Origin of the sequence: Streptomyces sp. NBC_00075, assembly GCF_045041225.1 — a bacterium.
GTDB lineage: Bacteria > Actinomycetota > Actinomycetes > Streptomycetales > Streptomycetaceae > Streptomyces > Streptomyces adonidis.
Genome location: NZ_CP108243.1, coordinates 6,765,512 through 6,790,650, shown reverse-complemented (window position 1 = coordinate 6,790,650; position 25,139 = coordinate 6,765,512). Strand labels below are relative to the sequence as shown.

General features: G+C 70.8%; 18 protein-coding genes. 9 read left to right on the top strand and 9 right to left on the bottom strand.

All coding sequences use genetic code 11. The features are described from left to right. Positions 1-375 precede the first annotated feature (375 nt). From OG787_RS29685 to OG787_RS29675, 3 genes are all read right to left on the bottom strand, one after another. Complete coding sequence (locus tag OG787_RS29685; protein ID WP_405537114.1) at positions 376-1,755, bottom strand: phosphomannomutase/phosphoglucomutase; 1,380 nt, start codon at positions 1,753-1,755, stop codon at positions 376-378. Positions 1,756-1,861: 106 nt separating this feature from the next. Next, on the bottom strand, positions 1,862-3,478 hold the full coding sequence (locus OG787_RS29680) for an L-lactate permease (protein WP_369037166.1): 1,617 nt from the start codon (positions 3,476-3,478) through the stop codon (positions 1,862-1,864). 169 nt (positions 3,479-3,647) lie between these two features. Then, positions 3,648-4,070, bottom strand: coding sequence for a DUF3499 domain-containing protein (locus tag OG787_RS29675; RefSeq protein ID WP_235478208.1), 423 nt, complete (start codon positions 4,068-4,070; stop codon positions 3,648-3,650). Between the two features lie 281 nt (positions 4,071-4,351). On the opposite strand from OG787_RS29675, the gene OG787_RS29670 reads away from it, so the two are divergent. Next, complete coding sequence (locus OG787_RS29670; RefSeq protein ID WP_235480096.1) at positions 4,352-4,801, top strand: metallopeptidase family protein; 450 nt, start codon at positions 4,352-4,354, stop codon at positions 4,799-4,801. A 13-nt stretch (positions 4,802-4,814) separates the two neighbouring features. On the opposite strand, the gene OG787_RS29665 is transcribed toward OG787_RS29670, so the two are convergent. The 3 genes from OG787_RS29665 to OG787_RS29655 form a co-directional block, all read right to left on the bottom strand. Then, positions 4,815-6,302: a DUF5719 family protein gene (locus OG787_RS29665; RefSeq protein ID WP_369037165.1), complete on the bottom strand. Its 1,488-nt coding sequence runs from the start codon at positions 6,300-6,302 to the stop codon at positions 4,815-4,817. Next, entirely contained in the window at positions 6,299-9,964 is a 3,666-nt protein-coding gene (locus OG787_RS29660) for a glycosyltransferase (protein ID WP_405537112.1), read from the bottom strand. Before OG787_RS29660 ends, OG787_RS29665 begins: the two co-directional genes overlap by 4 nt. Positions 9,965-10,173: 209 nt before the next feature. Beyond that, complete coding sequence (locus OG787_RS29655; RefSeq protein ID WP_010034659.1) at positions 10,174-10,437, bottom strand: WhiB family transcriptional regulator; 264 nt, start codon at positions 10,435-10,437, stop codon at positions 10,174-10,176. Positions 10,438-11,120: 683 nt separating this feature from the next. On the opposite strand from OG787_RS29655, the gene OG787_RS29650 reads away from it, so the two are divergent. The 4 genes from OG787_RS29650 to OG787_RS29635 are packed head-to-tail and all read left to right on the top strand — an operon-like array spanning position 11,121 to position 15,063. Continuing rightward, entirely contained in the window at positions 11,121-11,615 is a 495-nt protein-coding gene (locus tag OG787_RS29650) for a cysteine dioxygenase family protein (RefSeq protein ID WP_235478205.1), read from the top strand. Positions 11,616-11,674: 59 nt separating this feature from the next. Beyond that, the gene (gene cofD, locus OG787_RS29645) at positions 11,675-12,634 is read left to right on the top strand and encodes a 2-phospho-L-lactate transferase (protein WP_405537111.1); all 960 of its coding nucleotides are present in this window, start codon (positions 11,675-11,677) and stop codon (positions 12,632-12,634) included. Continuing rightward, positions 12,631-13,983 (top strand): coenzyme F420-0:L-glutamate ligase, encoded by a 1,353-nt coding sequence (locus OG787_RS29640; RefSeq protein WP_405537109.1) that lies wholly within the window; start codon positions 12,631-12,633, stop codon positions 13,981-13,983. Before cofD ends, OG787_RS29640 begins: the two co-directional genes overlap by 4 nt. Positions 13,984-14,043: 60 nt before the next feature. Further along, a complete protein-coding gene (locus OG787_RS29635) occupies positions 14,044-15,063 on the top strand; it encodes a DNA-3-methyladenine glycosylase family protein (protein ID WP_405537108.1) in 1,020 nt (339 codons plus the stop codon). Between the two features lie 268 nt (positions 15,064-15,331). On the opposite strand, the gene OG787_RS29630 is transcribed toward OG787_RS29635, so the two are convergent. Both OG787_RS29630 and OG787_RS29625 read right to left on the bottom strand, forming a co-directional pair. Then, positions 15,332-16,414 (bottom strand): sugar phosphate nucleotidyltransferase, encoded by a 1,083-nt coding sequence (locus OG787_RS29630; RefSeq protein ID WP_369037160.1) that lies wholly within the window; start codon positions 16,412-16,414, stop codon positions 15,332-15,334. Between the two features lie 74 nt (positions 16,415-16,488). Next, on the bottom strand, positions 16,489-17,811 hold the full coding sequence (locus tag OG787_RS29625) for a peptidoglycan recognition protein (protein ID WP_405537107.1): 1,323 nt from the start codon (positions 17,809-17,811) through the stop codon (positions 16,489-16,491). 128 nt (positions 17,812-17,939) lie between these two features. Here OG787_RS29625 and OG787_RS29620 point away from each other — a divergent pair, with 128 nt between their 5' ends. The 4 genes from OG787_RS29620 to OG787_RS29605 all read left to right on the top strand — a co-directional run bounded on the left by OG787_RS29620 (position 17,940) and on the right by OG787_RS29605 (position 23,887). Continuing rightward, positions 17,940-18,698, top strand: coding sequence for a TIGR03089 family protein (locus tag OG787_RS29620; RefSeq protein WP_369037158.1), 759 nt, complete (start codon positions 17,940-17,942; stop codon positions 18,696-18,698). Positions 18,699-18,859: 161 nt separating this feature from the next. Further along, positions 18,860-20,041, top strand: a complete 1,182-nt coding sequence (locus tag OG787_RS29615; protein ID WP_369037157.1) for an LCP family protein — start codon at positions 18,860-18,862, stop codon at positions 20,039-20,041. 223 nt (positions 20,042-20,264) lie between these two features. Further along, positions 20,265-22,028, top strand: coding sequence for an LCP family protein (locus OG787_RS29610; RefSeq protein ID WP_369037156.1), 1,764 nt, complete (start codon positions 20,265-20,267; stop codon positions 22,026-22,028). Between the two features lie 173 nt (positions 22,029-22,201). Then, a complete protein-coding gene (locus OG787_RS29605) occupies positions 22,202-23,887 on the top strand; it encodes an LCP family protein (protein ID WP_405537105.1) in 1,686 nt (561 codons plus the stop codon). 56 nt (positions 23,888-23,943) lie between these two features. Here OG787_RS29605 and OG787_RS29600 read toward each other — a convergent pair whose 3' ends face one another. After that, the gene (locus OG787_RS29600; RefSeq protein WP_405537104.1) at positions 23,944-25,011 is read right to left on the bottom strand and encodes a glycosyltransferase family 2 protein; all 1,068 of its coding nucleotides are present in this window, start codon (positions 25,009-25,011) and stop codon (positions 23,944-23,946) included. Positions 25,012-25,139: the final 128 nt, after the last annotated feature.

Sequence of the window (25,139 nt, the reverse complement as noted above, 5' to 3'; positions counted from 1 at the left end):
CGGGGGGTGCGGTGATGTGGCCTGGTCAGGGTACCGCCGTGGGGGGCGGGGTGGCGGGGCGTGGGGTGGGGTGCGGGTGAGGTGGTTTTCGCCCCCGCCGCCCTTACCCGTTCCCATCCCTGGGGGCTGCGCCCCCAGACCCCCCTATCGCGCTGAACGCGCTCGTCCTCAAACGCCGGACGGGCTGAAATGCCCGGGCTTGGGCTGAAAGATCAAGCCTCGACGGCCACTCTCCAGCCTCGGCCAGCACCCTCCAGCCCGTCCGGCGTTTGAGGACAAGGCCCGTTCAGGGCCGTAGCGGGGGTTCGGGGGCGGCAGCCCCCGAGGATGGGAACGGGTAGGGGCGGCGGGGGCGAGGAAAGAAGTTCGGGAGGGTCAGGCCCGGATGATCCCCAGTACCTCGTCCCGGATCTTCTCCATCGTCGCCCCGTCCCTCGCCTCCGCGTTCAGGCGCAGGAGGGGCTCCGTGTTGGACGGGCGGACGTTGAACCACCAGTCCGTCGCCGTGACGGTCAGGCCGTCCAGGTCGTCCAGGGTCACGCCCTCCTGGCCCTCGTACGTCGTCCTGATCGCGGCCAGGCGGGCCGTCTGGTCGGTCACCGTGGAGTTGATCTCGCCGGAGCCCGCGTAGCGGTCGTACTGGGCGACCAGGGCCGACAGGGGGCCGTCCTGGCCGCCGAGGGCGGCGAGGACGTGAAGGGCTGCCAGCATGCCCGTGTCGGCGTTCCAGAAGTCCTTGAAGTAGTAGTGGGCGGAGTGCTCGCCGCCGAAGATCGCGCCCGTGCGGGCCATCTCCGCCTTGATGAAGGAGTGGCCCACGCGCGTGCGTACCGGTGTGCCGCCCTGTTCGCGGACGACCTCGGGGACCGACCAGGAGGTGATCAGGTTGTGGATGACCGTGCCGGAGCCGCCGTTGCGGGCCAGTTCGCGGGAGGCGACCAGGGCCGTGATCGCCGACGGGGAGACCGGGTCGCCGTTCTCGTCGACGACGAAACAGCGGTCCGCGTCGCCGTCGAAGGCGATGCCGAGGTCGGCGTTCTCCTCGCGGACCCTCTTCTGGAGGTCCACGATGTTGGCCGGGTCGAGCGGGTTGGCCTCGTGGTTCGGGAAGGTGCCGTCCAGCTCGAAGTACATGGGAACGACGGTCAGGGGCAGGCCGGCGAAGACCGTCGGGACGGTGTGGCCGCCCATGCCGTTGCCCGCGTCGACGACGACCTTCAGGGGGCGGACGGAGGTCAGGTCGACGAGGGAGAGGAGGTGCGCCGCGTAGTCCTCCAACGTGTCACGCTGTGTGATCGTTCCCGGGGTCACGGGCTCTGCCTCCGGCTCCGGCTCCGGTGCGCCCTCGTCCAGCCAGGTCTCGGTCAGTTCGCGGATCTCGGTCAGGCCCGTGTCCTGGCCGACCGGTGCCGCGCCCGCCCGGCACATCTTGATGCCGTTGTACTGGGCCGGGTTGTGCGAGGCGGTGAACATGGCGCCCGGCAGACCGAAGGCGCCCGACGCGTAGTAGAGCTGGTCCGTGGAGCACAGGCCGATCTCGGTCACGTCGACGCCGCGTGCCGCCGCCCCGCGCGCGAAGGCCCGCGACAGACCGGGCGACGAGGGGCGCATGTCGTGTCCGATCACGATCGCGTCCGCCCCGGTCACCTGGACGAAGGCAGCGCCGAACAGTTCCGCCAGCGGCTCGTCCCACTGGTCCGGGACCACACCACGTACGTCGTACGCCTTCACGAGCTGCGACAGATCTGCAGACACGGCCAACCTTCCTGAACGTCCTATCGGTCACCCCAAACTACCCGCCCCCACTGACACCCCGCCGACCGGAAGCCCCTGGTCACGCGCCCGCCCCGCGTTCTCGTCCTCACGGCAGCATCCAGCCCAGCACCACCGTGCTCTGCCCCACCACGATCAGGCACATCACCAGGAGCAACCCCAGGCTCCAGGGCAGCACCTTCCGCAGCAGGTCCCCCTCCCGGCCGGCCAGGCCGACGGCCGCGCACGCGATGGTCAGGTTCTGCGGCGAGATCATCTTCCCCAGGACACCGCCCGAGCTGTTCGCGGCGGCGAGCAGTTCCGGGGACAGCCCGGACTCCCGCGCCGCCGTCACCTGGAGGGCGCCGAAGAGGGCGTTCGCGGAGGTGTCCGAGCCGGAGACGGCGACGCCGAACCACCCCAGTACCGGCGACAGGAAGGCCAGTCCGGCGCCCGCCGCCGCCACGAAGTGGCCAATGGTGGCTGCCTGTCCGGAGAGGTTCATGACGTAGGCGAGGGCCAGTACGGACGTCACGGTGAGGATCGCGAACCGCAGTTCGTAGACGGTCGCCGCCCATTCCTTGACCGCCACGCGCGCGTGGACCCCGATCACGGCCGCCGTGCACACCCCGGCGAGCAGCACGAGCGTGCCGCCGGTCGAGACGATCGGCCAGGTGTAGACGTTGCCGCCGACCGCCTTCCCGTCGGGGTTCACGACGTTCAGGAAGGGCCAGTCGTACGTCCGGGTCGCCCCGGCGAGCCGGTCCTTGACGGCGGGGATCTGCGCGACGGAGAAGATCGCGACGATCAGGGCGTACGGGGCGTAGGCGCGCAGGACTTCGGGGCGCGGGTCCTCCTCGTCGAGGTCCTCGCTGCGGACGCCGGTGAGCACGGCGACGCGGACGGGTTCGGCGGCCGGCCTGCGCGCGTGCGGTACGGCCATCAGGGCGCCCGCGCCCGCCAACGCGGCGCCGATGTCGGCGAGTTGCGCGGAGACGTAGTTGGAGGCGGCGAACTGGGCGACGGCGAAGGCGAATCCGCAGGCGAGGGCCGGTATCCAGGTCTCGCGCAGGCCGCGTCGGCCGTCGACGAGCCAGACGAGCACCAGGGGGACGACGAGGGCGAGGAGCGGGGTCTGGCGGCCGACGACCGAGGCCACCGAGTCCAGTGGCAGGCCGGTGACTTGAGCGAGTGTCACGACCGGTGTGCCCATCGCGCCGAAGGCGACGGGTGCCGTGTTGGCGACGAGTGCGACGACCGCCGCGCGCACCGGGTCGAAGCCGAGTGCGACGAGCATGACCGAGCAGATCGCGACGGGTGCGCCGAAGCCGGCGAGCGCCTCCAGGAGGGCGCCGAAGCAGAAGGCGACGACGAGGGCCTGGATGCGCGGATCGTCGGACAGGCGCCCGAAGGAGCGGCGCAGGATGTCGAAGTGCCGGGTGCGGACGGTCATCCGGTACACCCAGAGGGCGTTGACGACGATCCACAGGATGGGGAAGAGGCCGAACACGGCCCCCTGGGCGGCGCTGGAGAGCGTCTGGTCCACCGGCATGCCGTAGGCGAGGCAGGCGACCAGAGCGGCGGCCAGAAGGCCGATCAGGCCCGCCCGGTGTGCCTTCATGCGGACGCCGCCGAGCAGGACGAGGACGATGACGAGGGGCAGGGTCGCGACGAGAGCGGACAGGCCGAGCGAGCCGGCGACGGGTTCCAGTTCCTGGACGTACACGGGCGCCTCCCCGGGTTCCGCGATGCGGAAAACGATTTCTCACGGGTGACGGAATGGTCGTGTCCGCGACAAGCTCACGTCAATGCGTGTGCGTCACTCAATGAAATCGCCGTACGGGAATCACGGGAGTGCGGAGGGCGTGGCGACCCGAAGAGCCTTGTGCGCGCGCTCAGTTGTCGGGCGAGCGCAGCACCCTCAGGTGTCCGCGGCGTGGTGCGACCTCGCGCGGGTCCGCCGTACGCGCGCCGCCGGCCCCGGCCGCCCGGTCCTGCGGACGGGCCGCCTCGCGGACCGCGTTGGCGAGCGCCTCCAGATCGTCTCCGCTGGGGCGCGCGGGAGCGGAGGAGTCGAGGAGCCGGACGACCTCCCAGCCGCGCGGCGCGGTGAGGCGCTCGGAGTGCTCGGCACAGAGGTCGTAGCAGTGGGGTTCGGCGTAGGTCGCGAGGGGGCCGAGGACCGCGGTCGAGTCGGCGTAGACGTACGTCAGCGTCGCGACGGCGGGACGGCCGCAAGCGGTGCGCGAACAGCGACGTACAGGGCTCACGACGTTGGACGGTACCGCACTCTTGAGCGGGCCGCGACGACTCCCCACCAGGTCACTCCCCCGTGTCGTGCTGTGAAACCGCCCACACGGGTCTTCTTGGACAACTCGTTGACCTGGGACGACATCGGGTTACGAGATACCGAACAACCCCGACCCCGATCACTACTTGCCGCAAACCATGTCAATTGCCATGAGATCGATGCTCCGGGCGATCGAAGAGGGGTGCGAAATCAAGCCCAACCTTGGCCGGAATGATCATTCTGTGACACAGGCGGGCGCAGCGTGCCCGGCAACCGTGCGGGGGTCGCGGGGACTACTCTTCGTCAGTGATGGACAACCCCGTACCGCCCCGCGCCGCAGGCCCCGGCCCCCGCCGCCGTGATCGCCACGGCCGTGGCATGCGCGGCCCCGTGGCGCCGCCGCAGGTTCCGCTCTCCGCGAGCCGCGCCGAGGCGTTCGCGGATCTGGTGCAGGACTCCGTGGAGCGGCTGGAGCGGCGCTGGCCGCAGCTCGCGGACATCGACTTCGTCGTCCTCGAGGTGCCGAGGCTCGAAGGTCCGCCCGAGGCGTGGGCCGACGAGACGGTCCCCCTGGGGGGCACGATTCCCGCCCGGGAGGGTCACCCCGCGCGCGTGGTGGTCTACCGCCGCCCGGTCGAGATCCGTACCAAGGGCCGCGACGAACGCGCGGCCCTGGTCCATGAGGTCGTCGTCGAGCAGGTCGCCGAACTGCTGGGGCTCACCCCGGACACCGTGGACCCCCGCTACGGCGAGGACTGACGCCCCCGGAGGGTCACTTCTGGAGGACCGACAGATCCTGCTCCGCGTCCGGCACCGCGACCGTCCCCCGGTCGTCCGGGAGCGTCTGGATCGTGAACGCCGGGACGCCGTCCGCCGGGGCCGCGAGGGTCCTGGAGGCGTAGACGGCGCCCCCGGAGACCCGCTCGACCGTCAGCGCGTACGTGCCCTTCAGGCCTGCCGGGACGGGGAGTTCGACGTCCTGGGTGGTGCCGCCCTTGATCGTGTACGTCTTCGTCGCCGCCGTACCGCCCTCGGTGCCCGCGGACGCCGTGACCTTGACCTGGGCTGTGCTGCCCGGGGCGGTCAGGGAGAGCGTGGTGCCCTTGGCGGTGTTGGCGGCGGCCGTCGCGCGCGCGGAGACCGGGCCCGTGGCCGGGATGAACGCGGTCTCCTGGTCGGCGCCCTTGCCGCGTACGACCTTCAGGGCGGCGACGAACGGCACCGAGTTGTCGGTCGGGGTGAGCACCAGGGAGCCCGCCTCCCCGCGCGTGACGTCGCCGAGGTCGACGGCGGCGGTCATGCCCGCCTTGATGTGCAGGGTCTCGTTCCCGGCCGGGGTGATCAGGCCGTTCGGGGAGGCGAGGCGCACCTTCAGGTCGGCGTCGCTCTCGCTGGGTGTGAAGGCGATCAGGCGTACCGAGGTGGCGTCCTTGGGGATGCCCGGCAGGACCAGGCTGCCCGCCGGTTCGGCGGAGGCGGTCAGCCAGTCGCCGCCGGACTTGGCGTCCAGGGCCTGGACGGCCGCGCCGACCCGGCCGCTGCGCACGTTCACGTGCACGGTGAGGTCGGTCTGCGGTGCGTCGGTGAGGGTGGACAGCAGGATCGGCTCGCTGCCGTTCGGCGGGACCGTGATGCCCTCGCCGACGTCGGACTTGAGGCTGCCGTCCTTGCCGTACAGCTCGATGTCGACGACCGCGGCGGAGTCGTCCGGGTTGGTCAGGTGCACGTAGTCCGTGCGGCCGGCGGCGGTGCTGGCGCCCGGGAACCAGAACTCGGTGTCCGGGACGGTGCAGTTGATGCCCAGCAGGCCTCGCCCGGTGCCCGCGGCGACCTCGGTGGTCTCCTGCACGGCCCAGCCCGGCGCGAACCTGCCCTCGGCGGTGCCGACGAGCGCGGGCGTGTCACCGCCCGAGGTGTCCCCGGTGACCGGTTTGCCGGGCTCCTTGGGGGTGAGGACGGGCTTGACGGCCTTCGGCTTGCCCTTCGCACCCGCGGCCGACTCGACGGTGGCGGCGGCCAGTTCGGCCTTGCCGTCGCTCCCGGTGCCCTCTGTGACGGGCGTGAAGGACGTGTACGTCGTGTCCGCGAGGTCGGAGGTGCTGGGAGCCGGGCAGAGCAGGCTCGTGCGCTCCACGGGCAGCTGGGCGGCTGCCTTGGCCGTGCCCGCGTCGGCCGTGTCCGGTGTGCTGAGCGAGGCGAACCCGGTGACGGCGGCGAGCGCGGTCGTGCCGGCGATCAGGGAGATGGTGGTGCGGTTCACTGCTGGCTCCCGTCGGGGCGCTCACCCTGCGGGTGGGGCTGGTGTGGCTGCGCCGGGTCGTACGCGGGGTCGTAGCCCTGGGTGTACGTCTGGTCGTAGGCCGTCGTCTGGGGCGAGGCGCCGTACGCGTACGGGTCGTACTGGCCGTTCTGGTACGGATCCCCCTGGTAGGCGGGGTCGTAGGTGCCCGGCGGGTACTGCTGGGCGTTCTGGTACTGGTCGGCGTTGTAGCCGTCGTACTGGGTGCCCGCGTAGGCCGCGGTGTTCCACTCGTCGCCGTACGGCTGCTGCTGCGGGATCGCGGCCGGGACCTCCTCCACGGGAGGAGGGATGTCCGTCGGGAACTCGGCCTGTTCGTCGGCCTGTTCGGCCTCCGCCTCCGCCTGGGCGCGCAGGCGGCGGGCGCGGCGGCCCTCGCCGGTGGCGGTCTGGGCGGGGATCTCGCGCTCCTCCTCGGGAAGGTCGTCGTCGACGTCCCGGCGCCGGCCCGGCAGGGCCATGACGACGAGGACGACGGCGAGCGCGCCCTGGGTCCACAGCCAGGCGGTGTGGCCGATCGGGGTGTCGAAGGTGACGTCCAGCTTCCCTCCGGAGGAGGGAAGTTCGAAGCCCTGGGCCCAGCCGTCGACGGTGGTGGGGGTGAGGGGCTTGCCGTCCAGGGTGGCCGTCCAGGCCTCGTCGACGGAGTCGGCGAGGCGCAGGACGCGGTTGCCGGAGCCGGCCGGGATCGTGGTGTGGATCTCGACGGGCCCGGCGGCCACGGGCTGCGGGTCGCCCGCGCCGGACGCCGGGACGATGGCGGCGCGCGAGACCTCCGAGTCGACGCGCCACAGCGCGCCGCTCTCCTGCTGGCTGAGCCTGCTCAGGCCGGGTGTGGCGTCCAAGATGCGGCTGACCTGGCGGGGCGTGCCCCGGTGGACGAGGACGTAGCGCACGGCGAAGCCGCCGAGTTCGTCGGCCTGGTCGGCGCCGGAGCCCGCGACCAGGTTGGCGACGACCTTGTCGAGGAGCGCGTTCTCACCGCTCTCGGCGGCGAGTTCACCGTCGCCGAGCCGGGCGCCGGAGCCACGGACGAGGGTGTAGCCGACGCGGGCCGTGGAGTCGCTGGCCATGACCAGCGTGCGGGCCTGGTCGCGGGTGCCGCTCTCCTCGGCGACGAACGCCGGCACCTGGACGGGGTCGCGCCGCTCCAGGGGGCCGTCGGCGCCGCGGATCATCCAGCCCGCGGCGAGGAGCAGCGGGCCTGCGGCGGCGGCGAAGGCGATCAGCGCGGCGACCGGCTGGCGCCAGCCGAAGCTCTGCTCGGCCACGCGCGAACGTGCCCCGTCGGCGCCGAGCGTGGCGGCGGCCAGCAGGGCGAGGCCGTAGACGAGGGTGGCGGGTCCGGCCCACGCCGAGCTGTTCGACAGGACCGCGAAGACGAGCCCCACCAGGGCGACCGCCCAGGCGGTCCAGATGCCGAACTGACGCTCGGTGCGCAGCAGGGCGGCCAGCGCCGCCAGTACGACGCCGATGAGCATCAGGCCGCTGACCGTGCCGGGGCCGCCCGGGCTGGCGCTGAGGAGGTCGAGGGCACCGGCGGTGCCGGAGCCGTACTCCAGGCCGGCTTCCTGGAAGAAGCCGAACGGCAGCAGGGACAGCGACCAGGGCGCGAGGACCAGCAGCGGGACGCCGAGCTGGGCCAGGAAGCGGAGGCCGTAGGCGGTGATCTCGCCTCGTCGTACGACGAGGAGTGCGACGCCGAGCAGCAGGGCGATGGGCCACACGATCGGTGTGAAGGCGGTGGTGATCGTCAGCAGCAGCGTGTACGCCCAGGTGGCACGCCAGCTGCCGCGCGCTCCGGACGCATGTGCCAGACCGCTGGCCGCGATGCCCGCGCGGGCCGCCAGCGGGAGGAGGACGGCGAGTACGGCGGTGCCGATCCGGCCGCCCGCGAGGGCGCCGGTGGCGGCGGGCAGGAAGGCGTAGGCGACGGCCGCCCACGCGCGCAGGAGGCGCGATTCGACGAGCGGGCGGGAGGCGAAGTACGCGGTGAAGCCCGCCAGCGGCACCGAGGCGACCAGCAGGACGGTGACCGCGAGGCCCGTCGATCCGAACAGCGTGGAGGCGAGCATCGCGACGAGCGCCAGATAGGGCGGCGCCGAGGAGGTGTCGCCCACGCCCACCGGATGCCAGGCGTCCAGATAGCGCGCCCAGAGTTCGGCGGAGTCGGCCGGGGCGGGCAGCAGCGCGCCGCCCGCGAGTGCGCCGGCGCCGAGCAGTTCACGGCAGGCGACGAGCGAGACGAGCAGGAGGACGAGGAAGAGCACCGGGCCGGGCTTGCGGGCGATGCGCTTGAGCCGGACGAACTGCTCGACCTCCAGGAAGTCTGCGTCGTCCCCGCCGGGCCCGGACTCGACGGCGCCGCCGTGCCGGCCGGCCCCGGAGGTGACCTCGGGGTCGGAGCGGCCGACGAGTTCACCGGCGGCCTGTTCGATGGTGGCCCGCACGGTTGCGCCGGGCGGCGGGAACAGGGCCCGCAGCTCGCCCTTGTCGATCTGGGGGGCGCCTCTGTTCCGACGCCCGGCGATGATCCGCTCGGGCCGCAGCAGGGTGCCCAGGAGGCCGCGGATCTCGTCGACGGCCTGTCCGGGGGCCTTGCCGACCAGATACGCCACCGTGCGCAGCAGGGTGCCGAGGACCACGCGCAGCAGCACCCAGGGCAGCTGCGCGGTACGGCTGTTGACGAGCAGGGTGTAGACGGCGCCGGCCTTGTCGACCTTGTGCGGCGACGCGGAGGTGCGGCCCACGCAGTCGACGGTGCGGCGCTCCCGGGAGGACGCCTCGGCGTGCCGGACGACCGCCTCGGGGGCGACGAGGACACGGTGGCCGGTGGTGGTGGCGCGCCAGCACAGGTCGACGTCGTCGCGCATCAGGGGCAGCCGGCGGTCGAAGCCGCCGAGTTCCTCGAAGACGTCGCGGCGTACGAGCATGCCCGCGGTGGACACGGACAGCACCGGGCGGACGTGGTCGTGCTGGCCCTGGTCCTGCTCGCGGCGGTCCAGGCCGGTCCAGCGGCGGCCGGAGTTGGCGATGGTGACGCCGACTTCGAGGAGCTGCCTGCGGTCGTACCAGCCGCGCAGCTTGGGGCCGACGACCGCGATGTCGTCACCCCGGCCCAGTTCGTGCTCGGTCTCGACGACGCGCAGCATCTGGGCGAGGGCGTCCGGGTCGGGGGCGCAGTCGTCGTGCAGCAGCCAGAGCCACTGGACCGGCTCCCCGTGGGGCAGCTCCGGCATGTCGTACGCGTCGTCGCGCCAGCTGCGGGTGACGGGGTCCCAGCCGCTGGGGCGCTTCAGGTACGTCAGCTCGTCCGGGGTGAGGACGGGCGCGGTGCGGTTCGCCTCCTCGACGGCCTGGCCGAAGCCGGTGCGGCGGGCGAGATGCAGGACGCGGTCGGCGCCGAGGGCGTCGGTGACCAGCTGGGCGGAGTCGTCCGCGCTGCCGGTGTCGGCCGCCATGACGTTCTGCACCGGGCGCTCCTGGCCGAGCAGCCCGGCGAGCGCGTCGGGCAGCCAGCGGGCGCCGTCGTGGGAGACCAGCACCGCGGTCACCACGTGACGCGGGAACTCGGGCGTGGTGGCAGTGCCGTAGTCGGCTGCCGTGTGGCTGTGCGCGGACATCGAGGTACGGGCCCCGGTTCGGTGGACTGTGGTGGACGCCTGAGCCCTCTGTGAGCGGCGGGGCGTCTCGGACGAGCAGCCACACTAGCGGCTGGGCAGCACAGCGGCCCGCCGCCTGTGGATAACCCACCCGCGACGGGCCGTTCGCTGCGTTGTCCCGCGTTTGCGTTGCGTTGTGCCGGTTTACGTGGAGCCCGGTGCCGTACGCCTCAGACGGCGGCCTTCTTCAGCCGACGGCGTTCGCGCTCGGAAAGGCCGCCCCAGATGCCGAAGCGTTCGTCGTTCGCGAGGGCGTACTCGAGGCACTCGGAGCGGACCTCGCAGGCGAGGCAGACCTTCTTGGCCTCGCGGGTCGAGCCGCCCTTCTCGGGAAAGAAGGACTCGGGGTCGGTCTGGGCGCACAGCGCGCGCTCCTGCCAGCCGAGTTCCTCGTCCGCGTCGTCGACCAGCAGTTGCTGCACCGTCTCGGTCATGTGCGCCCCTCGTCCGTCTTTCGCGTCCCCGTGAGGTTGCCGTCAACCGATATCGGCCGAACGACACGAGTGAAATTACAAGTGTGCTGCTCCGGGCGAGTCAAGCCGAGATCTGCTATTGGGCCCCTTATTCACTCTGCGGAACCAAGGCCATGCGGAAAGTGTTCAAATCGGCATAAACCTTGACAGGCAGAGGAGGCCCCGGAGGACGACCGCCCCCGCACACAGAGCCTGTACGGGAGAGGACGCCCAGAAGTTCGATCTCGTTCCGAGGTCGGTGCGCCTGGTTGTGCGCATGTGTCCCCGAAGCCGTACGCACAAACCTTTCACCGAGGAGATGAACCGGATGAGGTGAAACATGTCCCACATACCGGGCGTCGAGTTGACAGTGAAGGTGTGAACCGCTGTCCTTGTGGGCATGCTCGCGAACTTGGCACTCACCTCGACCCGCCCCGCGCGGTCCCTCGGTGCTGCCCCTGCTCGCTGTAGCTGTTGTTGCTGTTCCAGCTGTTGAGCCCAACGCGCTCCGGCTGCCTTTGAGTCCACCGCGACTCGGCTGCTGTTCCCCCCGAAGCCCACATCAGGGCTCTGTTTTTCCCGGCCTTCCCGCCCGCGACCCGGGCGGACGGTACGCGACACCCAGCCAGCCCCCACACTTCTCCCGCCGAGGACCTCCGCACCTTATGAACAGCGACAGCGACCTCCAGATCGCCGGCGACATCCTCGAAGTACCGCACCTCCTCCAGGCCCCGCGCGAGCACCCGGCCACCGTCGCCGACTTCGTCGGCCTGGCCCGCACCATCGCCGAGGACCGCTCCCAGTGGGCGCACCTCGTCCAGTACGACGCGACCTCGCGCTGGTACCACCGGCTGCGCACCGGCCCCGGCTACGAGGTGTGGCTGCTGTCCTGGGTCCCGGGCCAGGGCAGCGGGCTGCACGACCACGGCGGCTCGTCGGGCGTCCTGACGGTCCTGGACGGTCAGCTGACGGAGCGGACGGAGCGCGGCACGCGCGCGTTGCGGGCAGGGGCCCAGCGGGTGTTCGCCCCGGGGTACGTCCACGAGGTGGTCAACGACGCGCTCGAACCCGCCGTGAGCCTGCACGTCTACTACCCGGGCCTGACGGAGATGCCGATGCACGCGGCCCGCTGCGCGCCGTCGGCCGCCGTGACCGGCTGAGAGCAAGGTCTCCGCGACCGGGCGACGCGTTGTCGTACCCGCCTGCCAGACTTGTCGGCATGCGCATTGTGGTTCTGGCAGGCGGCATCGGTGGTGCCCGGTTCCTGCGCGGTCTTCAGCGGGCCGTGCCGGACGCGGACATCACCGTCATCGGCAACACCGGCGACGACATTCACCTCTTCGGGCTGAAGGTCTGCCCCGACCTCGACACGGTGATGTACACCCTCGGCGGCGGCATCAACGAGGAGCAGGGCTGGGGGCGTACCGACGAGACCTTCCACGTGAAGGAGGAGCTGGCGGCGTACGGCGTCGGGCCGGAGTGGTTCGGCCTCGGCGACCGGGACTTCGCCACGCACATCGTGCGGACGCAGATGCTCGGCGCGGGTTATCCGCTGAGCGCCGTCACCGAGGCGCTGTGCGACCGGTGGAAGCCCGGGGTGCGGCTCATCCCGATGTCCGACGACCGCGTGGAGACCCATGTCGCCGTCGAGGTGGACGGCGAGCGCAAGGCGGTCCACTTCCAGGAGTACTGGGTGCGGCTGCGGGCGTCCGTCCCCGCCGAGGCGATCGTGCCGGTCGGCGCCGAGCAGGCGAAGCCGGCGCCGGGGGTCCTGGAGGCGATCGCCGACGCCGACGTGATCCTCTTCCCGCCGTCCAACCCGGTCGTGTCCGTCGGCACGATCCTGGCCGTGCCCGGGATCCGCGAGGCGATCGCCGAGGCCGGGGTGCCCGTCGTGGGCCTCTCCCCCATCGTCGGGGACGCGCCCGTGCGCGGGATGGCCGACAAGGTGCTCGCGGCGGTCGGCGTAGAGGCCACGGCCGCGGCGGTCGCCGAGCACTACGGCTCGGGGCTGCTGGACGGCTGGCTCGTCGACACGGTCGACGCGGGTGCGGTGGAGCGGGTGGAGACGGCGGGCATCCGCTGCCGTGCCGTGCCGCTGATGATGACGGACGTGGAGGCGTCGGCGCAGATGGCGCGCGAGGCGCTCGCGCTGGCGGAGGAGGTGCGGGGCGCGTGAGCGGTGAGGTTTTCGGTGACGGTGGCACTGGCGGCGGTGGTGCGGTCGGTGGCGGGTTTCGGGTGTGGGCCGTGGGTGGGCTGCCCGAGGTTCAGCCCGGGGACGATGTCGCGAAGCTGATCGCCGCCGCTGCCGGGCCCGGGCTGCTCGACGGGGACGTGCTGCTCGTCACCTCGAAGATCGTGTCCAAGGCCGAGGGGCGCGTCGTACAGGCGGCGGACCGGGAGGCCGCCATCGACGCCGAGACCGTACGGGTCGTCGCCCGGCGCGGGCCGCTGCGGATCGTGGAGAACCGGCAGGGGCTGGTGATGGCCGCGGCCGGCGTCGACGCCTCCAACACACCGTCCGGGACGGTCCTGCTGCTGCCCGAGGATCCCGACGCGTCCGCGCGGGCGATCCGGGACGGGCTGCGCGACGCCCTGGGCGTCAACATCGGGGTCGTCGTGACCGACACCTTCGGGCGACCCTGGCGCGCGGGGCTCACCGACGTGGCGATCGGTGCCGCGGGCGTACAGGTGCTCGACGATCTGCGCGGGGGCACGGACGCGTACGGCAATCCGCTCTCCGCGACCGTCGTGGCGACCGCCGACGAACTGGCCGCCGCCGGGGACCTGGTCAAGGGCAAGGCCTCCGGGCTGCCGGTCGCCGTCGTGCGCGGGCTGCCGCATGTGGTGACCGACAGCGGTGAGGATGCGGGGGCGCGGGCTCTCGTACGTGATGCGCGCGACGACATGTTCCGGCTCGGTACGTCGGAGGCCGTACGGGAGGCGGTGACCCAGCGGCGTACGGTGCGGGCGTTCACGGACGAGCCCGTCGACCCCGGTGCGGTACGGCGGGCGGTCGCCGCCGCCGTGACCGCGCCCGCTCCTCATCACACGACGCCCTGGCGCTTCGTACTGCTGGAGTCGCAGCGGTCGCGGACCGAGCTGCTCGACGCCATGCGGGACGCCTGGATCGCGGATCTGCGGCGGGACGGGAAGAGCGAGGAGTCTGTCGCGAAGCGGGTGCGGCGGGGCGAGGTGCTGCGGGGGGCGCCGTATCTCGTGGTGCCGTGTCTGGTGATGGACGGGTCGCACACGTACGGGGACGCGCGGCGGGACGGGGCCGAGCGGGAGATGTTCGTGGTCGCGACCGGGGCCGGGGTGCAGAACTTCCTTGTCGCGCTGGCCGGGGAGCGGCTCGGGTCGGCGTGGGTGTCGTCGACGATGTTCTGCCGGGAGGTCGTGCGGGAGGTGCTGGGGCTGGAGGCCGGGTGGGATCCGATGGGGGCGATCGCGGTCGGGCATCCGGCGGAGGCTCCGCGGGCTCGGGTGGATCGGGACGCGGGGGCGTTCATCGAGGTTCGGTGAGCCTGGTCGAGGTGCGGTGAGGTTCGTGGGGTTCGATTCCTCCGGTTAGGAACGGTTTTCGTGGCAGGACGGTTCGCTCCTCAGCAACCTTCTCGGCCCACTCGTACGACCGTGCGAGGTGGGGATGTCGTCGTGCCTGGTGTCGTGCCTCGGCAGACCTGTGTTTCGGGGGTGACCCGGACCTGGGTGCCCGCCGGCCCGCTCGATCTCGGGCTCGTTCTGGGGCCGTTGCGGCGGGGGCCCGGGGATCCGACGTTCCGGGCCTCGTCCGATGGGTCCGTGTGGCGGGCCAGTCGTACGCCTGTCGGGCCCGGGACCTTGCGGGTCGCGCTGCGGGACGGGGTGGTCCGGGGGGAGGCGTGGGGGCCCGGGGCCGAGTGGCTGCTGGAGCACTTGCCCGGGTTGCTGGGGGCGGACGACGATCCCGAGGCGTTCGAACCCAGGCACCGGGTGGTGGCGCTCGCTCGGCATCGGCGGCCGGGGTTGCGGCTGACTCGGACCGGGCTGGTCATGGAGTCGCTGATTCCGTCCGTGCTGGAGCAGAAGGTGACCACCGACGAGGCTTATCGGGCTTGGCGGTTGCTTGTGCGGAAGTTCGGGGAGCCTGCGCCTGGGCCCGAGGTTTTCGTGCCAGGGCTTTTTGTCATGCCTGCCGCTCGCGACTGGGCTCTGATTCCGTCCTGGGAGTGGCATCGGGCCGGGGTCGACAACAAGCGGGCCTCGACGATTCTGCGGGCGGTTCGGGTCGCGGGGCGGCTGGAGGAGGCCGTGGGGCTGGATCCGGAGCGGGCTCGGGCTCGGCTGGAGGTGGTTCCGGGGGTGGGGCCCTGGACGTCCGCGGAGGTTGTGCAGCGGAGTCATGGGGCGGCGGATGCGGTGACTGTGGGGGATCTGCATCTGCCGGGGATTGTGGGGTTTGCGTTGGCGGGAGATCGGGATGCGGATGATGACGTGATGTTGTCGTTGCTGGAGCCGTATGCGGGGCAGCGGCATCGGGCGGCTCGGTTGATTCTGTTGAGTGGGCGTGTGCCGGGGCGGCGGGGGCCGCGGATGCGTAAGGGAGATATTGGGCGGCTTTGATCTCGCCCCCGCCGCCCCTACCCGTCCCATCCCTGGGGGCTGCGCCCCCAGACCCCCGCCATCGGCCTGAACGGCCTCGTCCTCAAACGCCGGACGGGCTGGAGGGGGCGGGCGCGCTCGTCCTCAAACGCCGGGACAGGCCGAGTTGTGGCGGCCGGGCTCGCTTTCTCGGCGCCGGTCCGTGTCTCCAGCCCGTCCGGCGTTTGAGGACAAGGCCCGTTCAGGGCCGGAGCGGGGGTATGGGGGCGCAGCCCCCAGGGGGTGACCCTTACTGGTCCGACGAGAAGCGGAGTGCGCCCGCTGGGATTCTTGCGTCGCACCACACTCGTACGCCCTCCCTGAGTTCGTTGTCGGCGCCGATGATCGCGCCGTCGCCGATCACCGTGCCGGTCAGGATGGAGCGTTCGCCCACTCGGGCCCTTGTGCCGATCAGCGAGTTGGTGATGACCGCGCCCGGTTCGACGACCGCGCCCGCCAGGATCGTGCTGCCCGAGACGTGTGCGCCCTCCGCCACGAACGCGCCCTCGCCCACCACCGTGCCGCCGGTCAGCTTGGCGTCGGGGGCCACTCGGGCCGAGGGGAGGATCAGGCGGTCGCCGCAGCGGCCGGGGACCGCGGGAGACGGGGCTCGGCCCAGTACCAGGTCCGCCGAGCCTCGTACGAAGGCCGCGGGGGTTCCTAGGTCCAGCCAGTACGTCGAATCCACCAAGCCCTGGAGGTGGGCTCCCAGCGCCAGTAGTTCCGGGAACGTTTCTCTTTCCACCGACACCGGGCGGCCCGTCGGGATCGTGTCGATGACCGAGCGACGGAAGACGTACGCCCCCGCGTTGATCTGGTCGGTGACGATCTCCTCCGGGGTCTGGGGTTTCTCCAGGAATGCTGTTACTCGGCCTGATTCGTCCGTCGGGACCAAGCCGTATGCCCTCGGGTCCGTCACTCGGGTGAGGTGCAGGGAGACGTCCGCCCCTGTCGTCTCGTGTGTGCTGACCAGGGCCCGGATGTCCAGGCCCGTGAGGATGTCGCCGTTGAAGACCAGGACCGGGTCGTCGGGGGCGGAGTGCAGGCGCGAGGCCACGTTGCGGATCGCGCCGCCCGTGCCGAGGGGCTCGTCCTCGGTGACGTACTCCAGATGGAGGCCGAGGGACGCGCCGTCGCCGAAGTGGGGTTCGAAGACCTCGGCCAAGTAGGAGGTGGCGAGGATGATGTGCTCCACCCCCGCCGCTCTCGCTCTCGCCAACTGGTGCGTGAGGAAGGGGACTCCGGCCGCGGGGACCATCGGTTTCGGGGTGTGCACGGTGAGCGGACGCAACCGGGTGCCCTTGCCACCGACCAGGAGAATCGCTTCTGTCACCTGTCGTCCCTGCTTCCTGTTTTCTGATTTCTGCCGGGACCGACCGAATCAGCGCGTTCGGTCGGCCGAAGTCTTCATCGGCCCTGGTACTTGGCCGCCGTCAGGCGCGCCGAGCCGAGCCTTCCGTAGAGCAGCCGGCCCGGGCACTCGGTGGCGAAGCCGTCCCGGTGGCCGGAGATCACGTTCAGTCGTACGTTCTTTCCCTTTGGGTAGAGATTGCCACCACCTGACTTCAGGTATGTCTTTCCGTTCGGATTCGCCCCGAACAGACCGAGCTTCCAGGCGGTGAGCCGCGCGATCGCCCCCACTGCCGCTTTGGACGGCTTGGAGCTGACGAAAGTTCCGAGGACGGCGATCCCCATGCTGTCCGTGTTGAACCCGAGCGTGTGAGCGCCCTTCACCGGCTTCGCCACGCCCCCGGCGCGGCCCTCGTAGATGTTTCCGCACCGGTCGACGAGGAAGTTGTAGCCGATGTCCCGCCAGCCGCTGCTCAGCACGTGGTAGCGGTAGATGCCGCGGATGAGGGACGGGACCTGTGTGCACCAGTACTTGTTGCCCGAGGCCGTGTGGTGCACGAAGGCCGCCTTGACCTTCTTCGTGTAGACGAAGCCGCGTTCGCGCAGCTTCTCGTCGGCGCCCCAGCCGCGCCGCGTGACGATCCGCGGGCGCGGGCCGATGAACGGCTTCACCCGCAGCTCGCCCTGCTGCGCCTGCTCCCCCTGGAGCAGGCGGGCCTCTTCCTCCGTCTGCTGTCTGTTCAGTGCCGGGATCTCGGTGGCGTACTCGGCCTGTGTCTCCGACGCCCTCATGTCGCGTGTGCTTTGACCCTCGGGTTCCGCCGCCGCCTCACCCGGGTCCACCAGTTCGAGGCGCAGGCCCGCGGGGAGGGGCTCGCGGGCGCCCGTCGTGCGGCCCTCGCCGTCCGCCCGTACGCGGACCTCGACGCCGTCCGAGTCGCCCACCCACAGCGGTGCCGTGGAGCCCCGGACCCGGCCCGAGGAGCGTTCGGCCGTGTCGGGGTCGGCCGCGTGGTCATGGTTGTGCGTCTCGACGTCCTGCCAGCCGGACCAGTGGTCGCCGCCGGCCTCCCGGGTACGGACCTCGACACTGCCGTACAGCTCGGTGTCCGGGTTGTCCCAGATGACGCCGACGAGCGAGAAGCGGCGTACGTCCGGACGGTACAGGCCCTGTTCGGCGGCCGAGCCGAGGATGCGGTCGCCGGGGCGGGGGGCCAGCGGGAGCGACTGGGTGCTGCCGGGGACGGTGGGGGCCACCGCTGCCGGTCTCGCCTCGGCGGGTCTCGCCGTGGCCGAGGCCGGGGTTGTGGGCAGGGTCAACGGGAGCGCCAGGGCGGTTGCACACGTGACGCCGATCGAGGAAGCAAGATACCTACGCATGCCCCTGATCCTGGACATAGTCATACATATCTGTCCAACGATGAACTGACGGTCCGTCTGGCGTGTCGGCCCGAAACGGGGGCCCCGGGGGTCGGCCCGCACTCATGCCCACGCGTACCCTTGCGCGGGTGAACGCCACCGACCGCACCCCTGCCGACCTGCTGCGTTCCGCGCTCGCCGCGGACCCCGCGCGCCCCCTGGTGACCTTCTACGACGACGCCACGGGCGAACGTGTCGAATTGTCCGTGGCCACCTTCGCCAATTGGGTGGCCAAGACCGCGAATCTCCTCCAGGGCGAGCTGTCCGCCGAACCGGGTGACCGGGTCGCGCTGCTGCTGCCCGCGCACTGGCAGACGGCGGTGTGGCTGCTGGCGTGTTCGTCGGTGGGGGTTGTCGCGGACATGGGGGGCGAGGCTTCCGTCGCCGACATCGTCGTCAGCGGGCCCGACACGCTGGACGCGGCACGGGCGTGTTCCGGTGAGCGGGTCGCGCTCGCGCTGCGGCCGTTGGGTGGGCGGTTTCCGCAGGCGCCGGAGGGCTTCGCCGATTACGCGGTGGAGGTGCCGGGTCAGGGGGACCGGTTCGTGCCGTACGCGCCTGTGGATCCGGAGGCGGCGGCGTTGATCGTTGCCGGGGCCGAGTTCACGGGGGCGGAGGTTGTGGAGCGGGCCGGGGCCGATGCGGTGGGGTTCGGGTTGACGGGGCCCGGGTCTCGGTTGTTGTCGGGGCTGGGGTACGACACGTGGGAAGGGGTCAGTGCGGGGTTGTACTCGCCGCTTGCCACCGGGGGGTCTGTTGTTCTGTGCCGGCATCTGGAGCGGGTGTCCGAGGGTGTGGTGGCCAAGCGGGTTGAGGATGAGCGGGTTTCGGCTACTCGCCGGGCGTGAGGTTGTCTTTTGGCTGCCCGCCGGTGGGGGCTTGTCGCGCCCACGCGGCGGAGCCGCAAATGTCACAGCCCCGCGCCCCCAGGTGAGTCTCCTCGTCCCGCGTTCATTCGTTCGGTCCAGTAGCGGGTGCCCTCGTCCCCTGTCCGAGTCATGGTCGTAGGGTGATCGACAGGCGGTGGGTGCGGCGGGGCCTGTTCGGGGTGGGGGCTGTCTCTCTCGTTGCCGTCGGGGTCGGGATCGCGGTCTACGTCAAGCTTGACGGGAACATCACGGCCGATCACGGTGCCGCCGCCGAGCTGGCTCGGTACGAGAAGGAGCGGCCCGCCTCGTTGGTGCGTGGGGCGCAGAACATTCTGTTGATCGGGTCGGACTCGCGGGCCGGGAAAGGGAACCGGAAGTACGGGCGGGACTCCGGGACCGAGCGGTCGGACACGACCATCCTGTTGCATCTCGCCGCCGACCGGCGCAGCGCCACCGCGATGTCCCTGCCGCGCGATCTGATGGTGGACGTACCGAGTTGCCGGCGGCCGGACGGGAGTCGGGGCGAACCCGAGTTCGCGATGCTCAACCACGCCTTCCAGCAGGGGGGTTCGGCCTGCACGATCCGTACCGTCGAGAAGTTGACGGACATTCGGATCGACCATCACATGGTCGTCGACTTCCATGGCTTCAAGGACATCGTCGATGCCGTGGACGGGGTCGAGGTGTGTCTGGCGGAGCCGGTCGTCGACCGGGAGGCCAAACTGCGGCTGCCCGCCGGGAAGGTGACGCTCAATGGCGAGCAGGCGCTCGGGTATGTGCGGGCGCGGAAATCCCTCGGCAACGGGAGCGACACCGCGCGGATGGACCGGCAGCAGCGTTTTCTGGGGGCGCTCGTCAACAAGGTGCAGAGCGATGACGTCCTGCTGAACCCGGTCAAGCTGTACCCCGTGCTCGACGCCGCCACGTCCTCGCTCACCACGGACCCGGCGCTGGCCAGTCTGCGTGGTTTGTACGAGTTGGTGCGCAGTATGCGCGACATCCCTACCGAACGTGTGCGGTTTCTGACCGTTCCACGGGAGTCGTACGCGTACGACGTCAATCGCGATCAGCTTGTGGAGCCGGACGCCGGGCGGTTGTTCGAGCGGCTGCGGTCCGACGCGCCGGTCGCCGTGGCGGAGGAAATCCCGGTTCAGGGTGATTCCTTCGCACAAAGCAGTGAAGTGCAACACAATTCTGGATACGAGTTCGAGGATGGCTCTGCCGGCAAGCAGTCCGGAGGGTCGCCGTCCGCCCAACTCCCCACCCCTTCCCCCGTACCCACTTTTCGCGGGAACACGGCCGCCCAGGACCCCTGCGGGTAAAGCGATTGCCAAGTCGGCGAACTTTAGTTCAAAGAATTGGGCGGATTGCCCGGTTGTAGGGACGTGGAATTTGTCACCGTCGTCGCTTGACGCCCAACTGGACGGATAGTGTGAGCGATCCGGTGCGTCAGGACGAGTGTCGTGTGCACACCGGAGACCGAGACCCGAGCGCCTTTGGAGGGGGAAAGGCGCCGCGTGGCCCCGACGGAGGATTCAGACAACCGTGGACGCGCAAGGCCGTGGGCGGGCGGACGACATCGACCCCGCAGACCAGTGGGTGCTCAACCCGAGCACTGGCGAATACGAACTGCGACTGACTCCCTCCGCACCGCAATCAGCGGTCCCGGGACCTCGTCGAGCCACACCCGCCAACGCGGGTGCGGTACGCGGGCGTTCGGCGGCGCCGGAGCGGGAGCAGGACCGAGAGACGCACGGCGTGCCCGGGTCACCCGGGCAGGTGCCGCCGCCGAGAAGGCGGCGGGGTGCGCCGGAGCCTGAGGACCCGCTGCCCGGGCGGCGGCGTTCGCGTGCCCCGCAGAAGAAGAAGTCGAAGGCCAAGAAGGTGCTGCTCTGGACGGGCGGGACCATGGCCTTCGTCATGGTGGCCGCCACGACGGCCGGCTACTTCTATCTCAAGCACCTCGAGGGCAACGTCACGACGACCGACGTCGGTACGGCGGCCAAGGACGGCTTCAGCAAGGACGAGGCCTTCAACATCCTGATCATCGGTACGGACAAGCGCACCGGTGCGGGCAACGAGAAGTACGGCGACGCGGGCAGCGTCGGGCACGCGGACACGACGATCCTGCTGCACGTCTCCAAGGACCGGACGAACGCGACCGCGCTCAGCATCCCGCGTGACCTGATCGTCGACGTCCCGGACTGTCCGACCAAGCTGGCGGACGGTACCGAGAAGGTCATCGCCGGTACCCAGGGCGTCCGCTTCAACACCAGCCTCGGGCAGTTCGAGCGCGACCCGGGCTGCACCATGCGCACCGTGAAGGAGGTCACCGGCATCTCGCCGGACCACTTCATGATGGCCGACTTCAACGCCGTGAAGACGCTGACGACGGCGGTGGGCGGGGTCGAGGTCTGTGTGGAGAAGGCCGTCAACGACAAGGAGTCCAAGCTGAAGCTGCCGGCTGGGAAGTCGACGGTCGAGGGGGAGCAGGCGCTCGCCTTCGTCCGTACGCGGCACAGCTTCGGCAACCAGGGCGACCTGGACCGGATCAAGGTGCAGCAGCAGTTCCTCAGCTCGCTGATGCGCAAGATGGCCTCCAGTGACACCCTGACCAACCCGGCCAAGCTGCTGAAGATCGCCAACGCGGCCACCAAGGCGCTGACCGTGGACACCGGTCTCGGCAAGGTCTCCACGCTCAAGGACGTGGCGCTGGAGCTGAAGAAGGTGCCGACGAAGAACATCACCTTCATGACCGTGCCGGTGATCGACACCCCGGGAGAGGTGGTCCGGGCGACGGTCACCGTCGGCCCCACGGCCCAGTCGGTGTTCGACGCGATCATCAACGACGTGTCGTTCACGGCGGTCAAGCAGCAGAAGGCGAAGGAGGCGGCCGCCGTCGCCGCCCGCCTCAAGGGCACCAAGTCCGCGGCCTCCGACGTACGGGTGCGGATCCTGAACGGCGGTGCCCCGGCCGGCTCCGCACAGGAGACTCTTAACTATCTGCAGAATGATGAGGGCGTGTCCAAGTCCGAGAACGCGGGCAACGCCTCGGCGGAGCTTGCGAAGACGACGTTGGAGTACGCGCCCGACCAGGCCGACCAGGCCCGGCGACTGGCCGCCATCATGGGGCTGTCCGGTTCGGCGATGAAGCCCGGAAAGAGTGTGACGAACTCCCAGGGGCTGCCCACCATGACGCTGACCCTGGGCAAGGACTTCAAGGGGGCCGGCGTCTCGCTCACCGCGCCGGCGAAGGCACCGACCGTGGAGGGGCAGTCCACGGCGGACAAGGTGCAGTGCGCCAGCTGAGCTGAGTACGCCGACCGATCGGCCGATTGATCTTTTGATCGGCGGGTCGATTGATCGAGCGAGCGTCTGCGCCAGTTGATTTGGGTGCGCCGGTTGACCTGACAGGCCTGCCTTGCGTCTTACCGGACGCAAGGCAGGCCTGTTCGACGGCGCAAGGGTGGGGAGGCAGGGGAATGACACAGAGCAGTGTGCACGGGGAGGGGACGCGATCGGGCGTCCGGCCTGCTCGGGTTCCGGGTCAGCGGGACGGCTCGCACGAGCAGCAGGAGGGGGACTCCGGGGACGGGGGCGGCGGCTCGGCCGGCGGCAGTGGCGGCGGCGGTGACCGTCCGGGGGGAAGACCGCGGCGGCCCGGCAAGCGCAAGGTGCTGCGCTGGTCGGCGATGACGCTGGCGGTGCTGATACTCGGCACGGCCGGCGCCGGATACCTCTACTACGAGCATCTGAACAGCAACATCCAGAAGGGCAAGCGCAGCAGCGGCGACTCGAAGGCGCAGAAGACCGAGCCCAACGCGGCCGGGCAGACTCCGCTGAACATCCTGCTGATCGGCTCGGACAGCCGTAACTCCGACGCGAACGTGGCGCTGGGCGGGAGCAAGGACACCCGGGGCAACCCGCCGCTGGGCGACGTCCAGATGCTGATCCATCTCTCCGCCGACCGCAAGAGCGCGGCCGTGGTGAGCATCCCGCGCGACACCCGGGTCGACATCCCGAAGTGCACGGACCCCGACACCGGTGAGACGTTCGCGGCGACCAACGACATCATCAACACGTCGCTGGCCCGGGGCGGTGCCGGCTGCACGCTGGCCACCTGGCAGAACCTCACCGGGGTCTACATCGACCACTGGATGACGATCGACTTCGCGGGCGTCGTGCAGATGGCCGACGCCATCGGCGGTGTCGAGGTCTGTGTGAAGCAGAACGTGTGGGACCACGCGCTGCCCGGTGTACCCGGCGGCTCGGGGCTCAAGCTCAAGGCCGGCAAGCAGAAGGTCCAGGGCAAGTCGGCGTTGCAGTGGCTGCGTACCCGGCACGCCTTCTACAGCGACCTCGGGCGGGCCAAGGCCCAGCACATGTACATGAACTCGATGATCCGCACGCTGAAGTCGCAGAACGTCTTCACGGACGCCCCGCGGCTGACGAGTCTGGCCGAGGCAGCCACCAAGTCCCTGACGGTGTCGGAGGAGTTGGGCTCGGTCAAGGAGCTGTACGACCTGGGCATGCAGCTCAAGTCGGTGCCGACCGACCGCATCACGATGACGACGATGCCGACCGTCGTGGACCCGCAGAACCCGAATCATCTGGTGGCGGCCGAGGCCGACGCCGAGACGATGTGGACGATGCTCCGCGACGACATCTCCTTCGACGACAAGGGCGGCACCACGGCGACCAAGTCCCCGACGGCCTCGCCCTCGGCGACGGCTTCGACGGACCCGGCGGCCGACCCCGGCAAGATCGGCGTCCTCGTGCAGAACGGCACGCGGACGGCCACGCTCGCCGCGGTCAGCGGCCGGGCGAGCAGCATCAGCGGGATCCTCGCGGGCAAGGGCTTCACGAACGCGGCGGCGGACCGGTCGGCATCGTTGTCGGTCGACAAGACGGTCGTGTACTACCCGAGCGCCGACCTCGCGGGCGACGCCCAGCTCGTCGCCAAGTCCCTGGGGATTCCGACGAGTTCGGTGAAGAAGTCGACGGATGTCTCCGGTGTGACGGTGACCGTGGGCGCCGACTGGCGCGAGGGCACGACGTATCCGAAGCAGACCGCGCCGAAGGCGGGCCAACTGCCCGACACGGCCGACGCGGTGGTGGGTTCGGACACCAGTGCGTGCATGGAGGTGTACTCGCCCTACCGCTGGTAGGGGCACATGAGTCGGGGCCCGCGGTCATCTGACCGCGGGCCCCGACTCGTTGTGGTTCAGGCTTGGTTCGAATTCGCGCTCGCGTTCGCGCCGTCCAGTACCGCCGGCCGGCGGGCCGCGATCACCTTCCGGGCAAGGGACTTGGGGCTGGTGAGGAAGCCCCAGCCCCAGCACATGTGCATGGTGGCGAGGGCGACGGGGATCTGTAGCCGCGCCTTCAGCGAGAGCCCCTTGCCGGCCGGAACCGAGCCCGCCGTGATCGCCGCGAGGTAGCCGCCGGGCACCAGCAGGGCCCACGGCGTCAGTACGGCGCCCAGCAGCACGCCCGCCGCTATCGCGCACAGGGCGGTGGGCGGGGCGAGGTAGCGCAGGTTGATGGAGCCCTCGTGGTACCGGGCCACGACGTGGCGCCAGCGGCCGTAGTCCTTGTACTGCTTGGCCAGGGCGCGCACGGAGGGCCTCGGGCGGTACGACACCCGCAGCTCGGGCGAGAACCAGATGAGGCCGCCCGCCTCCCGGATGCGGAAGTTCAGCTCCCAGTCCTGGGCGCGGATGAACTCCACGTTGTAGCCGCCCTGTTGTTCGAGGGCGGCCCGGCGGAAGACACCGAGGTACACGGTCTCGGCGGGCCCCGCCGTGCCTCCCGTGTGGAAGGCGGCGTTGCCGACCCCGATCTTCGAGGTCATCGCGGCGGCGACCGCGTCCTCCCAGGCGTTCTCGCCCTCGGCGTGCATGATCCCGCCGACGTTCTGCGCGCCGGTCTCGTCGAGGAGCCGGACGGCGGTCGCGATGTAGTCCGGCGAGAGCATGCCGTGGCCGTCGACGCGTACGACGACGGGGTGGCGGGAGGCCTTGATCGCGGCGTTCAGCGCGGCGGGCGTACGGCCGGTGGGGTTGGGGACGGTATGGACACGCTTGTTCGTGCCGGCCGTTTCCCGTACCAGCTCGGCGGCGATCTCGTCCGTGCGGTCCGTGGACGGACCGAGGGCGATCACGACCTCCATCTCGCCGGCGTACTCCTGGGCGAGGATCGCTTGGACGGCTCCGCGCAGATGCCGCTCCTCGTCGAGGACGGGCATGATCACGGACACGGCGGGCAGCTGCACGTCGGGCTTGGCGTTCATAGGGGGCTCACGTTACCGCGAACGGGGGACACCGACGCGCGCCGCCCGCTCCCTGAGCCGGGCCGCAGATCGTATGGGCCTACGGTGCTCGCGGATCCCACGTTCGGCCCCACTCCCCCCGGCCAGCA

Bases quoted from the DNA above. Each gene is read 5' to 3' on its own strand.
- OG787_RS29655 (WP_010034659.1), bottom strand. From the start codon at position 10,437: ATGACCGAGACGGTGCAGCAACTGCTGGTCGACGACGCGGACGAGGAA.
- OG787_RS29625 (WP_405537107.1), bottom strand. From the start codon at position 17,811: ATGCGTAGGTATCTTGCTTCCTCGATCGGCGTCACGTGTGCAACCGCC.
- OG787_RS29600 (WP_405537104.1), bottom strand. From the start codon at position 25,011: ATGAACGCCAAGCCCGACGTGCAGCTGCCCGCCGTGTCCGTGATCATG.
- OG787_RS29660 (WP_405537112.1), bottom strand. From the start codon at position 9,964: ATGTCCGCGCACAGCCACACGGCAGCCGACTACGGCACTGCCACCACG.
- OG787_RS29650 (WP_235478205.1), top strand. From the start codon at position 11,121: ATGAACAGCGACAGCGACCTCCAGATCGCCGGCGACATCCTCGAAGTA.
- OG787_RS29670 (WP_235480096.1), top strand. From the start codon at position 4,352: ATGGACAACCCCGTACCGCCCCGCGCCGCAGGCCCCGGCCCCCGCCGC.
- OG787_RS29605 (WP_405537105.1), top strand. From the start codon at position 22,202: ATGACACAGAGCAGTGTGCACGGGGAGGGGACGCGATCGGGCGTCCGG.
- cofD (WP_405537111.1), top strand. From the start codon at position 11,675: ATGCGCATTGTGGTTCTGGCAGGCGGCATCGGTGGTGCCCGGTTCCTG.